The following is a 12954-nucleotide window of genomic DNA, read 5'->3' as shown; positions in this document are numbered from 1 at the left end:
ATGTCGAACCCCGGCGATCCGCAGCGGTCGCAGCACGATCGTGGGTACTACGGCGCGGGCTGGTCCCAGCCCGCGCCGCCCGCCGGTGCCCCGCAGCAGCCGGGCGGAGCGTACGGGGGACCGCAGCAGTACGGCGGGCCGCAGCAGTCCGGCGTCCCGTACGGTGCGCCGCAGGGCGGCCCGTACCGCGGGCCGCAGTACGGCGGGTCCGCGCCGGCTCCGCGCCCACCGCGGACGCCGGCGGATCCGCGTCGGGCCTTCGCTCCGGGAGCGTCGGTCACGAACACGGCCGGCGCGCTCATCGCCGTCGTGTCGATCGTCCTCGTCGAGTTCGTCTCGGGGCTCGTCGGCCTGCTCGGCGCCTCGTTCGTGGTGCACCCGTTCGCGAGCTACGGCGCGGGCGGCAGCCTGGTCGGCGGGTTCGTGTCCGGGGTGTTCGCCACGCCGTTCCCGTTCTACGCCGGGGCCTTCCTCGCGCTGGCGTTCCTCACGCCCGTCGACCGACGGAGCCCGCTGCCGACGGTGCTCCTCCGCGCCGTGCTCGCCGGGGCCGCTGGGACGATCGCCCTGGCGCTCGTCGGGGTCTTCACGGGCACGTTCAGCGCCGTCCGCTCCGGAGGCGCCCAGCTCCTCATCGACGTCGTCACCCGCCCGCTGCAGTCCGGTGTGCCGTTCACGCTGATGCTCATCGCGACGTCGACCGCGGCGTGGCTCTGGCTCGGGCGGCCCCGGGGCGGACGTCGTGCGCCCGGAGCACCCGGCACGCCCGGGACGGTCCGACCGGCCGACGCGGTGCCGCCGGCGACCGTGCAGCCGTCGTCGCAGCAGGGTCAGGCGGGCCAGCCGGGGGCGCAGGGGGCCCAGGTGCCGCCGTACGCGCCGCCGCAGCCCCCGTCGAACCCCTGGGGTGGTCCGGCGCCGCGCTGAGCCGCTGAGCGGCCGCGTGCGGCTCGTGGCCGTGCGCCGTGTGCCGCGCGCCGCGCACCGACGTGGTGCGACATGGTCGAGGTCGTCCGACGTCGACCATGTCGCACGTTGCGTGCGCCGTCCGTTGTGGACGCGGGGGTGCGACATCCCCGACGTCGTCCGACCTCGGCGATGTCGTTCGGGCTCGCCACGCGCGCTGGCGACTCACCGCCGCGCCACGCCACGCCCGGGAGTCGGCCGCGCGCCGAGGGAGGTGCCCGGCGGGGCGGGGGTGCGCCGCGCCTCCTGGACCGCCGCGCGCCACCGCGCCGTGCCGCGTGCGAGGTGCCGGGCAGGGTGCGAGGGAACGACCGGCGCACCCAGCACGGAACCTCGCACCGTGCGTGGGCGGCCGCGCGCTCAGAACGTGTGCTTGTCCCGCTGGGCGACCCGCAGCCCGCTGCCGATCAGGCGCAGCACCAGCTCGCGCCCCGTGACCGCCGTGGCCCCCGCGGCGACGAGTTCCTCGTAGCGCGACAACGGAACGTCGTAGTGGTCGTGGTCGAACGCACGGCGTGGGATACCGACGCGTCCAGCGAACTCGTGCAGCTCGTCGTATGATGTGTCACTGACGAGGTGCGACCACAGAGTGTCGTGTGCGGGCCACGTCGGCGGGTCGATCATCACGGTCACACGGCAATCGTACGTGTGTCGCCGTTTGACCGGACCTGGGGGCATCGAGTATTCTCGATCCCTGGTGTCAGCGGGCCGTTCTGCCTGCGTCGCCGATCGGGCCCGGCCCTCCGGGAACCGCTCGTGCAGAAGTGGGCACCCGAGACTTCCCTCAAGCAGAGTTACGTAAGGATTTCCACGTGGTTTACGCAGTAGTGCGCGCCGGCGGCCGTCAGGAGAAGGTCGAGGTCGGCACGATCATCACGATCGACCGTGCCAAGGCCGACGACAAGGGCAACATCGACCTCGCCCCGGTGCTCCTCGTGGACGGTGACAAGATCACGTCGGCGGCTTCCGAGCTCGCCAACGTGACGGTCACCGCCGAGGTGCTCGAGGACCTCCGCGGTCCGAAGGTCGTCATCCAGAAGTTCAAGAACAAGACCGGGTACAAGAAGCGTCAGGGTTTCCGCGCTGAGCTCACCCGTGTCAAGATCACCTCGATCGCGTAAGGCGGGAGTAGAAGATGGCACACAAGAAGGGTGCGAGCTCCACTCGCAACGGTCGTGACTCGAACGCACAGCGCCTCGGCGTGAAGCGCTTCGGTGGCGAGGTCGTCAACGCCGGTGAGATCATCCTCCGCCAGCGCGGTACCCACTTCCACCCGGGCGCCAACGTTGGCCGTGGTGGCGACGACACGCTGTTCGCCCTCTCGGCCGGTGCGGTCGAGTTCGGCACCAAGGGCGGCCGCAAGGTCGTCAACATCGTCAACGCGTAAGCAGTTCGACGATCTGACTCTGCGGGAGGGGCGGGCCACGTGCCCGCCCCTCCCGTTCTTTCGTTGCAACACCAAGGAGTGGACCCATGGCGACCTTCGTCGACCGCGTGACCCTGCACCTCACCGCGGGGAACGGCGGCAACGGCTGCGTGTCGGTCCGCCGTGAGAAGTTCAAGCCGCTGGCCGGCCCGGACGGCGGCAACGGCGGTGACGGTGGCGACATCGTCCTCGTCGCCGACCCCCAGGTGACGACCCTGCTCGGCTACCACCGCTCGCCGCACCGTTCCTCCAAGAACGGGCAGCCCGGCATGGGCGACATGCGGAGCGGCATCAGCGGTGAGACGCTCGAGCTCCCGCTGCCGATCGGCACCGTCGTGTACGACGAGAACGGCGACGTCCTCGCGGACATGACCGAGCCGGGCATGCGCGTCGTCATCGCCCCCGGCGGTCAGGGCGGTCTCGGCAACGCCGCGCTCTCGACCACGAAGCGCAAGGCCCCCGGGTTCGCGCTGCTCGGCACCGAGGGCTGGGCCGGTGACGTCAGCCTCGAGCTGAAGACCATCGCCGACGTCGCCCTCGTCGGGTTCCCGAGCGCCGGCAAGTCCTCGCTCATCGCCGCGATCTCCGCCGCGAAGCCGAAGATCGCGGACTACCCGTTCACGACCCTCACGCCGAACCTCGGCGTCGTCGAGTCCGGGTCCACCCGCTTCACCGTCGCCGACGTCCCCGGTCTGATCGAGGGCGCGTCGGAGGGCAAGGGCCTCGGCCTCGAGTTCCTCCGTCACGTCGAGCGCTGCGAGGCACTCCTGCACGTGATCGACTGCGCCACCCTCGACCCCGGCCGTGACCCGATCAGCGACCTCGACGTCATCCTCGGCGAGCTCGAGCGCTACCCGGTCCCAGAGGGGCAGGTGCCGCTGCTCGAGCGCCCGCAGATGATCGCGCTCAACAAGGTCGACGTGCCCGAGGCCGAAGAACTCGCCGCCTTCGTGCGCGACGAGCTCGAGGGCCGTGGCTACCGCGTCTTCCCGATCTCGACCGCGTCCCGCAAGGGCCTGCGCGAGCTGACGTTCGCGCTGGCCGACGTCGTGGAGCAGGCCCGCGCCTCCCGTGCCGCCGAGCCGGTGGCCGAGCGCATCGTCCTCCGCCCCAAGGCGGTCGACGACAAGCCCTTCACCATCCGCGCCGAAGGCGGCGAGGAGCACCGCTTCTACCGCATCCGGGGTGCGAAGCCGGAGCGCTGGGTGCAGCAGACCGACTTCACCAACGAAGAGGCGATCGGCTACCTCGCCGACCGCCTGGCGAAGCTCGGCGTCGAGGACGGCCTGTTCAAGGCCGGAGCCGTCGCCGGGTCCACCGTCGTCATCGGTGGCGACGGCGGCACGATCTTCGACTGGGAGCCCACGCTCACCTCGACCGCGGAGCTCATCACGAGCGCCCGCGGGACCGACGCCCGGATCGGCGCGACCTCGCGTCCGACCCGCAACGAGCGTCGCGAGGAGTACTTCGAGCGCATGGACGCCAAGGCCGCGGCGCGTGCCGAGCTCGAGCAGGAGCGCATCGCCGGGCTGTGGGCGGAGGACGGAGACCTGTCTCCCGCCGAAGCCGACCGGGACGACAGGGACTGACCACGGCATGACCGACACGACCGCACGCACCGACCTCGGACCCGTCACCCGGCGCGAGGACATCCCGCGTGCCAAGCGGATCGTGGTCAAGGTCGGGTCGTCGTCGGTCAGCGGTGACAACACCGGGCAGATCGCTCCGCTCGTCGACGCCATCGCGGCAGCGCACGCCCGGGGGACCGAGGTCGTCCTCGTGTCCTCCGGCGCCATCGCCACCGGGTTCCCGTTCCTCGGGCTCGAGGGTCGCCCCGACGACCTCGCCACCCAGCAGGCCGCCGCCGCGACCGGGCAGAACGTCCTGATGTTCCGGTACCAGAAGGAACTCGACCGGCACGCGGTCGTCGCGGCGCAGATCCTCCTGACCGCGGGGGACCTGCAGAACCCGACGCACCGGGTGAACGCGCAGCGGGCCATCGACCGACTGCTCGCACTGCGGGTGCTGCCGATCGTGAACGAGAACGACACCGTGGCGACGCACGAGATCCGCTTCGGGGACAACGACCGGCTCGCGGCGCTCGTGGCCCGGCTGCTCGGGGCCGATGCGCTCGTGCTGCTGTCCGACGTGGAGTCGCTCTACACGCGGCCCCCGGAGCAGCCCGGCGCGGAGCCGATCACGCACGTGGCGTTCGGCGACGAGCTCGCCGGGGTCACGTTCGGGTCGATCGGTGCCGCGGGCGTGGGGACCGGGGGAGCGGGGACGAAGGTCGCTGCCGCCCGGCTCGCGGCGGAGGCCGGCACGGCGGTGCTCGTGACGGCGACGGCGCTCGTGGAGCGGGCGTTGGCGGGGGCGCAGGTCGGGACCTGGTTCGAGGCGGCGGCGCGGGGCTGACGGAGTTCGGCTCCGGTTCGTTCGGTTCGGTTCGGTTCGGGAGGCGCGGGTCGGCTTCGACGCGCCGCTCACGTCCGCCGAGGGGGCATTGTTCGTCACTCTCGGCGCTTCGGAGCGACGGATTCCGCGACCTCGGCGGCACGCCTGCGGCGTGTCGTGCCCGCACGCGGGGCGCGCGGACCGAGTGGTGCGGGCGCTGCGGGCGTGTGCTGACTCGTCCACAGGAGCCGCGCCTCCAGGGCCCTCCACAGGTGAGCCGGACCGCCGTCATGTGGCGGACCCCCGCGCCTAGAATCGAGCCATGTCGCTGACCGCATCCGCCCCGACCCTGACCGACAAGCTCGTCGCTGCGCGCGACGCGGCGTCGGTCCTCGCCACGGCGACGACCGCGGTGAAGGACGCGGCGCTCCTCGCGATCGCGGCGGGCGTGCGACAGGCGACGGACGAGATCGTCGCGGCCAACCACGAGGACCTCTTGGCGGGCGAAGAGAGCGGGCTCTCGTCCGGGCTCCTGGACCGGTTGCGGCTCGATCCCGTCCGCATCGACGCCCTCGCCGCCGCGGTCGAGCACGTCGTCGGCCTCACCGACCCGGTCGGGCAGCACGTCCGCGGGTCGCGGTTGCCGAACGGGCTGCAGCTCTCCCAGGTGCGGGTGCCGTTCGGGGTCGTCGGCGCGATCTACGAAGCGCGGCCGAACGTCACGGTCGACATCGCCAGCCTCGCGCTGAAGAGCGGCAACGCGGTCGTGCTCCGGGGCGGCTCGGCGGCGCAGCGCACCAACGCGGTGCTCGTCGCCCGGATCCAGGACGCCGTCGCCTCGGCGGGGCTGCCGCGCGAACTCGTGCAGACGATCGACGAGTTCGGGCGTGCCGGCGCGACCGACCTGATGCGGGCACGCGGGCTCGTCGACGTGCTCATCCCGCGGGGCAGCGCGTCACTGATCCAGACCGTCGTGACCGAGTCGCAGGTACCCGTGATCGAGACGGGTGCCGGGGTCGTCCACGTGTTCCTCGACGAGTCGGCACCGCTCGACCGGTCGATCGACATCGTCCTGAACAGCAAGGTGCAGCGGCCCAGCGTGTGCAACGCGCTCGAGACGCTCCTCGTGCACGAGCGGGCGGCCGACCGGCTCCTGCCCGCGCTGGCCGACCGGCTGCGGGCCGCCGGCGTCACGCTCCGCGGTGACGACGCCACGCGGGTGCTCGTGCCCGGTGTGCTCCGGGCGACGGACGACGACTGGGCAACCGAGTCGATGGACCTCGACCTGTCCGTCCGGGTGGTGCCCGACGTCGATGCGGCGATGGCGCACATCGCGCGCTGGTCGACGCACCACACCGAGTCGATCGTCACGAACGACGTCGACACGGCCGAGCGCTTCCTGGCCGAGGTCGACTCCGCGGTCGTGATGGCGAACGCCTCGACGCGGTTCACCGACGGCGGGGAGTTCGGGTTCGGTGCCGAGGTGGGGATCTCGACGCAGAAACTGCACGCTCGTGGGCCGATGGGGCTGCCCGAGCTGACGAGCACCAAGTGGATCGTGCGCGGGCAGGGACAGATCCGCGGCTAGACTGAACGGCGAATTCCCCCGACCGAACGGAGCATCGGATCAATGACCTTCCTCGCAGAAGCCGCTGAGCACGCCTCGGGGGTCCCCGCGTACGTGTTCCCGCTCGTCGGTGCCCTCTTCTTCGCGTTCCTCGGGTTCGTGACCTGGAGCTTCCGCGACGTGGCCTACCGCCACTCGCACAAGTTCGAGGCCACGCGCACCCACGAGACGGGTGTCGACGAGTTCGGTCGCGCCGAGCACTGACCCGCGACTCCATGCTCGAGAGCACGGGGCGGCCTCGCATCGGCGTGATGGGTGGCACGTTCGACCCGATCCACAACGGCCACCTCGTGGCAGCGTCCGAAGTGGCGCGCGCGTTCGACCTCGACGAAGTGGTCTTCGTCCCCACGGGGCAGCCGTACATGAAGTCCGGTGTGACCGACGCCGAGCACCGCTACCTCATGACCGTCGTCGCCACGGCGTCGAACCCGATGTTCACCGTGAGCCGCGTGGACATCGACCGCCCGGGCCCGACCTACACGGTCGACACGCTGAAGGACCTGCACGAGCAGCGACCCGACGCGCAGCTGGTCTTCATCTCCGGCGCAGACGCCGTCCAGCAGATTGTCGACTGGAAGGACCATGATGGCCTCTGGGACCTCGCGCACTTCGTCGCTGTGACACGTCCGGGACACGCCTTGAGCATCACGGGTCTGCCCGAACGAGACGTAAGCTTGCTCGAAGTTCCCGCGCTGGCAATATCGTCGACCGACTGCCGCGACCGGGTGAGACGTGGTTTCCCCGTGTGGTACTTGGTCCCCGACGGTGTCGTCCAGTACATCTCCAAGCACCATCTGTATCGGAGCGTTGCATGAGTTCGTCCGACGCGCAGCCGCCCCTGTCGCGGCGCCAGGCGCGCGAGCGGGAGCGTGCCGCCGCGGGCGGTGCGCAGCCCGTGACGCCGCCCCCGACCGTCGCCACCCCGGCCGAGCAGCCGGAAGTGCGCCACCGTCCCGGCAGCCACGTCGCTCCCGCCCCCGGCGCACCCGCACAGTCCGCCGTGCCGTCGTCGGCCTCGTCGCCGTCGTCCGCCGGCTCCGGTGTGCCGTCGATGCCCCCGGCCTCGGCGACCGAGATCGTCCCCGGCTCGGGCGGACTCACCCGTCGGCAGATCCGGCAGCTGCGTGCGGCCGAGGGACAGGCGATCCAGCCCGTCCCGCTGCAGAACCCGACCCCGCAGTCGTCCGACCGCACCGTCGAGGACGTCCTCGGCTCGGTCGACGCGCTGCACGGTGGACCGGAGCGCACTGGCACGCCGGACGCGACGGGCACGTCGGCCGCCGCCGAGCCCGAGCCGCTCGCGCAGGAGTCCTCCGTCGACCCCGAGCCCTCAGCCGAGACGGTCGTGCTCGACCAGGCGGCCGTGGCGCAGGCGACCGAGGCGGACGGATCGCCCGACGCGATCGAGCCCCTCGAGGAAGCCGCCGCCCACAGCGAAGAGCCGCGTCGCCACCGTTCGACCTGGGCCCCGCCCGAGGCCACCGAGCCGTCCGACACCGAAGCCGACTCGGACACGCCAGACGCGCCGGACACACCGGACGCTCCGAACACGCTGGGCACCCCGGACGTCCCTGCCACGGCGCAGCGGACCCCGATCCAGTCCTCCACGCCGGCGGTGTTCCCGCTCTCGCTGGACGAGGACGACACGAACGAGGTCCCGGTCCAGAACGCCGCCCAGCCCGCGCGCGCTGCCTCGGCACCCACGTCGAGTGGTGCACCGTCGTCCGCCGGCGACACCGATGGCGACGCCGATGCCCCCCGCGTGCCGGCTTCGTTCCAGCGTCCGGCCGAGCCGAAGCCCCTCACGACCGCGTTCGAGCCGCCCGTCGGCCACTGGTCGCAGCAGGCGCACGACTCGAACGACGCCGAGGTCCACGACGAGGAGACCGGCACCCGCCGCGTCGCCGTGACGAACACGAACGCGATCATCCTGCCGAACTCGGCCCTCGCCGACCCGACGGGTGCGCTGAACGCCACGGGCGAGGTCATCCTCACCGGCTCGATCGACCTGCCGGCGTCGCTGTCCTCGACCGGGTCGCACCGGCCGATCGACGGTGCCGAGGTTGACCGTCTGCTCGAGCAGCACGACGAACAGCCCGACACGGACGCCAGCCCGGTCCGTGCCAGCCGTGCGGTGTCGAGCCACACTTCGACGCGGCAGGTCGTCCTCGCGGCGGCCAAGCCGAAGGAGTCGCGCACGCCACTCATCCTCGGCGTGACGGTCGGTGCCGTCGGCGTCGCCGCTGCAGCCGTCATCATCGTGGCCCTCGTCACGACCCACACGTTCTGAGTCCTCCCCACCGCGCACGGCCTGGCCGTGTGTCGGTGGGTGGCTTATGATCGTGACCCATCAAGCGATCCGGCAGCCTGCCAGGTCGACCGACCGGAAGGAATCCGTGACCGCCTCCTCACGCGCAGTGGAACTCGTGCAGATCGCCGCCCAGGCGGCCGACGCCAAGCAGGCCGAGGACCTCGTCGCCCTCGACGTGACCGGGCCGCTGCAGCTCACCGACGTGTTCCTGCTCGCGACCGGCCGGAACGAGCGCAACGTGCTCGCCATCGCGGACGAGATCGAAGAGCGCCTCCTCGAAGCCGGGGCCAAGCCGCTCCGTCGTGAAGGCCGGAGCGAGGGCCGCTGGGTCCTCATCGACTTCGGCGACATCGTCGTGCACGTCTTCCACGAAGAAGACCGCCAGTACTACTCGCTCGAGCGTCTCTGGTCGGACTGCCCGACCATCCCGCTCGAGCTCCCGGTGGACCACACCGCGTAGGTGCGACGCGCCCGGGTGGCGGCGACGATTTCGTCACCCGGCGTTCGCATGGTGTACGCTTCTATGGTGCCTCCGGGGAACGGGGGCACACTGAAGTCGGTGGGAACACCAACACTTCGGGTCTGTGGCGCAGCTGGTAGCGCACCTGCATGGCATGCAGGGGGTCAGGGGTTCGAGTCCCCTCAGATCCACCATCACCCCCGCGGTTCTCCGGAACCGCGGGGGTCTTCTCGTTCCGGGGACGCGCGCCCGAGGTGATCCGGCTCCCGCGTCCCCAGTACGCTGAGCGCATGAGCAGCGACGCACCCCTGTCTGGTTCCGCCCTGACGATCACCGCCGGCGGCTACACGGCCGAGATCGCCTCGGTGGGGGCGACACTGCGGACGTTCCGGTTCGAGGGACGCGACCTGGTCGTGCCGTTCGACGCCGACGAGGTCCGCCCGGCCTTCCGCGGAGCCGTCCTGGCGCCGTGGCCGAACCGGGTCGTCGACGGGAAGTACACGTTCGGCGGGACCGAGCACGAGCTCGCGCTGACCGAGCCGAAGCGACAGCACGCGCTGCACGGACTGGTCGCCTGGACCGACTTCCGGATCGTCGCGCACGAACCGGACCGCGCGGTCCTCGCCACGACCGTGCCCGCCCAGGACGGGTACCCGTTCCGCGTCGAGGTACTGGTCGAGTACCGCGTCGACGCCGACGGGTTGCACACGACGATCACCGGCACGAACACCGGTGCCGACGCGGCACCGTGGGGGACCGGTCCGCACCCGTACCTCGTCGCCGGCGAGGGTCGTGTCGACGACTGGACCCTGACGCTGCCCGCGGCCGAGGTGCTCGAGGTCACCGAGGACCGCCTCGTCCCGACGGGCCTCGCGCCGGTGCACGACGAGTTCGACCTGCGCTCCGCGACGCGCATCGGCGACCGGTTCATCGACCACGCCTTCACCGGGTTCGACCGCGACGCCGACGGCACCGCGACGATCGTCCTCACCGCCGCCGACGGCCGCGGTGTCCGTGCCTCGTTCGGCCCGGAGTGCGGGTGGGCGCAGGTGCACACCGCCGACCACGTCGTGCCGGAGTACCACCGTGCGGGTCTCGCGGTCGAGCCGATGACCTGTGCGCCGGACGCCTTCAACGCCGGGTCCGACGCCGGACTCGTCGTGCTCGAGCCCGGGTCCTCGTCGGCGGCCTCGTGGACGATCGCGGCGGTCTGACGGCAGCACCCGCGTCCGCCCGGATCGAGGTCCGGCGGCTGCCGTCGACTCCCGACCTCGGCGCCCTCGCCGCCGCGTCCGGCGCCGACGTGGTCTGGCTCGACTCCTCGCTGCCGGCCGGTTCACCCCCGACCGCGCATGCCCGTGCCCGGTGGTCGGTCCTGGCGCTGACGGACGGCCCGTTCGCAGCGCGGTTCCGGCACGAGACGCGACGGGCGTTCGTCGAGACGACCCCGGCGTCCCGATCGTGGTTCGGGGGCGTCGCGACCGCCGAGGGATCGGACCGACCCGCCTTCGCGGTCCTCACCGAGTTGCTCGCGCGCACCCCGGTGCTGCCGGAACCGGTCGCGGGCTGCGGCTTCGCGCTCGGCTGGGTCGGGTTCCTCGGCTACGAGCTCGGGCGCGAGTCGGGCGGCGTCGACCGGACGGCCGAGGGGCACGCGGACGCGGACCTGCGGTTCGTCGACCGCGCGGTGGTCGTCGACGCCGCCGGTGACGCCTGGGCACTCGCCCTGGCGAGCGATGCGGAACCCGAGGCCAGCGCGCGGAACTGCGCATGGCTGGAGACGGTGACCGCCCCGGTCACGCGGGTCGACGTCGACGACGTGGCCCCGTTCCTCCCGGGCCCCGCTCCGGCGACCGGGCGCGTCACGCGCGCCGCCTACGAGACGGCGGTGGACGCGTGCCGCGCGGAGATCCGTGCGGGCAACGCGTTCCAGGTGTGCCTCACGACCGCCTTCGCGGTGCCGCCGGTCCAGGAGGCGCGGCGGGGCCCCGCCAGGGACCCCCACCTGACCGAGTACCTGCGGCTGCGCGCGGCGGACCCCGTCCCGTTCGGTGCGTACCTGCGGCTCGGCCCGCTGCGCGTGGCGAGCCGGTCTCCTGAGCGGTTCCTGCGGATCGATGCGTCCGGGACGGTGTCCGCGGAGCCGATCAAGGGGACCCGACGGCGCTCCGACGACCCTGTGGAGGACGAAGCGGTCCGCGCCGGACTCGCCGTGAGCGCGAAGGACCGAGCCGAGAACGTCATGATCGTCGACCTGCTCCGGAACGACCTGCTCCGGACGGCGGTACCGGGGTCGGTGCACGTCGACCGGCTCTGCGACGTCGAGACGTACGCGAGCGTGCACCAGATGGTGTCGACGATCGGTGCGGTCCTGCCCGCGGGGACGTCGCGGGCAGCCGTGGTGCACGCCGCCTTCCCGCCGGGGTCGATGACCGGCGCGCCGAAGATCAGTGCCATGGGGATCGCGGATCGGCTCGAGGACGGGCCTCGCGGGCTGTACTCGGGTGCGATCGGGTACTTCTCGGCCAGCGGCGCGGTCGACCTGTCGGTGGTGATCCGCACACTGGTGACGGTCATCGACGACCGGGGCACGGTGCGGTCGCGGTCGTTCGGTGCCGGCGGCGCGGTGACGTGGTCGTCGGTCGCCGCGGACGAGGCGGACGAGGTCGAGACGAAGACGCGCTCGGTGCTCGCCGGTGTGGGGGCCGTCGCCCGCTGGTGACGGCGGATCGTCGGGCGGCGGTGCCGGATCACTCCTCCACAGGGCGCTGATCCACCGCTCACACGGCGTGTCGAACGCGTGTTCGAAGCAACTGTCCACAGGATGTCGGACCCGATTGACATCATCGAACACATGTTCGAATATGAGGGCATGCAGACGGCGGCGGCACTCCGATCGCCCGGGGCTCACGGAGAGCCGACCGGGCGGCCCGGTCCTGCCCGGCCGGTGCGGCGGGTCGACCACCTCGGTGACGCCCGCGCCGCACTCGAACGGATCACCTCGCTGCGGTCGCGTGTGGCCGAGATGGAGTCCACCCGGGTCGACACCGAGGGGCTGCCCACGGCCGAGGCGCTCGCACCGCTCCTGCCGGGTGGTGCGATCCGCGTGGGCGGGTCCTACTCGGTGCACGAGTCGGTACTCCTCGCGATGACGATGCTGCAGGCCGCCTCGGCCGCCGGTGCCTGGTGCGCGGTGGTGGGGGTGCCGTCCTTCGGGGTCGAGGCAGCGGCCGCGGCCGGCATCGACCTCGAACGGCTCGTGCTCGTGCCGGACCCGGGCGACCAGTGGCTCACCGTGACGGCCGCGCTGGCGGACGTCGCCCAGATCGTCCTCACCCGTCCGCTCGGTCGGGTGGTTCCCGGCGACGTCTCCCGGCTGTCGGCACGGCTGCGTCAGCGTGGTGGTGCGCTCGTCGCGCTCGGGTCCTGGCCCGGGGCCGACGTCTCGCTGCGGGTGACCCGGTCCGAGTGGAGCGGCATCGGGGACGGGCACGGCTTCCTGACGGAACGACGGGTCACGGTGTCGGCGTCCGGTCGTGCCGGAGCGGGCCGACCGGTGGACGCCGACCTGCTGCTGCCCGCGGCGGACGGCACGGTCCGGGCCGCCGTCCCCACCGCTGCGGCGTCCGGCCCCGGCCGGACGACACCCGTGCTGCGTCCCGTGGCGGTGGCGTCGTGAGCCCCCGTGGCGGCGGCCGGACCCGGACGACCGGGTCCCGGGTCACCGGTGCCCTCGCCGGACGCGGGCCCGGGGCCGGCGCGGGTGCGGC

Annotated in this window: 14 protein-coding genes and 1 tRNA gene; 14 read left to right on the top strand and 1 reads right to left on the bottom strand. The window is 72.4% G+C overall.

The window, feature by feature from the left end; genetic code table 11:
• Positions 1–927 carry a hypothetical protein gene (locus tag BJK06_RS02430; RefSeq protein WP_070416553.1) on the top strand — a complete coding sequence of 309 codons (927 nt, stop codon included), beginning with the start codon at positions 1–3 and terminating at the stop codon, positions 925–927.
• Between the two features lie 399 nt (positions 928–1326).
• Here BJK06_RS02430 and BJK06_RS02425 read toward each other — a convergent pair whose 3' ends face one another.
• A complete protein-coding gene (locus BJK06_RS02425) occupies positions 1327–1590 on the bottom strand; it encodes a DUF4031 domain-containing protein (protein ID WP_229085138.1) in 264 nt (87 codons plus the stop codon).
• A 188-nt stretch (positions 1591–1778) separates the two neighbouring features.
• Between BJK06_RS02425 and rplU the strand changes: the two genes are divergently transcribed.
• The 13 genes from rplU (at position 1779) to BJK06_RS02360 (ending at position 12863) form a co-directional block, all read left to right on the top strand.
• Positions 1779–2087, top strand: coding sequence for a 50S ribosomal protein L21 (rplU, locus tag BJK06_RS02420; RefSeq protein WP_022905369.1), 309 nt, complete (start codon positions 1779–1781; stop codon positions 2085–2087).
• A gap of 14 nt (positions 2088–2101) precedes the next feature.
• Complete coding sequence (gene rpmA / locus BJK06_RS02415) at positions 2102–2353, top strand: 50S ribosomal protein L27 (protein ID WP_070416551.1); 252 nt, start codon at positions 2102–2104, stop codon at positions 2351–2353.
• An 86-nt stretch (positions 2354–2439) separates the two neighbouring features.
• A complete protein-coding gene (obgE, locus tag BJK06_RS02410; RefSeq protein ID WP_070416550.1) occupies positions 2440–3981 on the top strand; it encodes a GTPase ObgE in 1542 nt (513 codons plus the stop codon).
• Positions 3982–3988: 7 nt separating this feature from the next.
• Complete coding sequence (proB, locus tag BJK06_RS02405; protein ID WP_083294998.1) at positions 3989–4807, top strand: glutamate 5-kinase; 819 nt, start codon at positions 3989–3991, stop codon at positions 4805–4807.
• A gap of 301 nt (positions 4808–5108) precedes the next feature.
• Positions 5109–6374 carry a glutamate-5-semialdehyde dehydrogenase gene (locus BJK06_RS02400; RefSeq protein ID WP_070416549.1) on the top strand — a complete coding sequence of 422 codons (1266 nt, stop codon included), beginning with the start codon at positions 5109–5111 and terminating at the stop codon, positions 6372–6374.
• Between the two features lie 42 nt (positions 6375–6416).
• On the top strand, positions 6417–6617 hold the full coding sequence (locus BJK06_RS02395) for a hypothetical protein (protein WP_070416548.1): 201 nt from the start codon (positions 6417–6419) through the stop codon (positions 6615–6617).
• An 11-nt stretch (positions 6618–6628) separates the two neighbouring features.
• On the top strand, positions 6629–7228 hold the full coding sequence (gene nadD, locus BJK06_RS02390) for a nicotinate-nucleotide adenylyltransferase (RefSeq protein WP_022907294.1): 600 nt from the start codon (positions 6629–6631) through the stop codon (positions 7226–7228).
• Positions 7225–8703 (top strand): hypothetical protein, encoded by a 1479-nt coding sequence (locus BJK06_RS02385; protein ID WP_070416547.1) that lies wholly within the window; start codon positions 7225–7227, stop codon positions 8701–8703. The genes nadD and BJK06_RS02385 overlap by 4 nt, the downstream gene beginning before the upstream one ends.
• Before the next feature lie 106 nt (positions 8704–8809).
• Positions 8810–9184 (top strand): ribosome silencing factor, encoded by a 375-nt coding sequence (rsfS, locus tag BJK06_RS02380; protein WP_070416546.1) that lies wholly within the window; start codon positions 8810–8812, stop codon positions 9182–9184.
• A gap of 118 nt (positions 9185–9302) precedes the next feature.
• A tRNA-Ala gene (locus BJK06_RS02375) sits at positions 9303–9378 on the top strand.
• Positions 9379–9474: 96 nt separating this feature from the next.
• A complete protein-coding gene (locus BJK06_RS02370; RefSeq protein ID WP_070419145.1) occupies positions 9475–10398 on the top strand; it encodes an aldose 1-epimerase family protein in 924 nt (307 codons plus the stop codon).
• The gene (locus BJK06_RS02365; RefSeq protein WP_070416545.1) at positions 10377–11906 is read left to right on the top strand and encodes an anthranilate synthase component I family protein; all 1530 of its coding nucleotides are present in this window, start codon (positions 10377–10379) and stop codon (positions 11904–11906) included. The genes BJK06_RS02370 and BJK06_RS02365 overlap by 22 nt, the downstream gene beginning before the upstream one ends.
• 132 nt (positions 11907–12038) lie before the next feature.
• Complete coding sequence (locus BJK06_RS02360; RefSeq protein WP_181015132.1) at positions 12039–12863, top strand: hypothetical protein; 825 nt, start codon at positions 12039–12041, stop codon at positions 12861–12863.
• The last annotated feature ends 91 nt before the right edge of the window (positions 12864–12954 follow it).

This window comes from Curtobacterium sp. BH-2-1-1, assembly GCF_001806325.1.
Classification (GTDB): domain Bacteria; phylum Actinomycetota; class Actinomycetes; order Actinomycetales; family Microbacteriaceae; genus Curtobacterium.
This window is presented reverse-complemented; position numbering and strand designations above follow the sequence as displayed.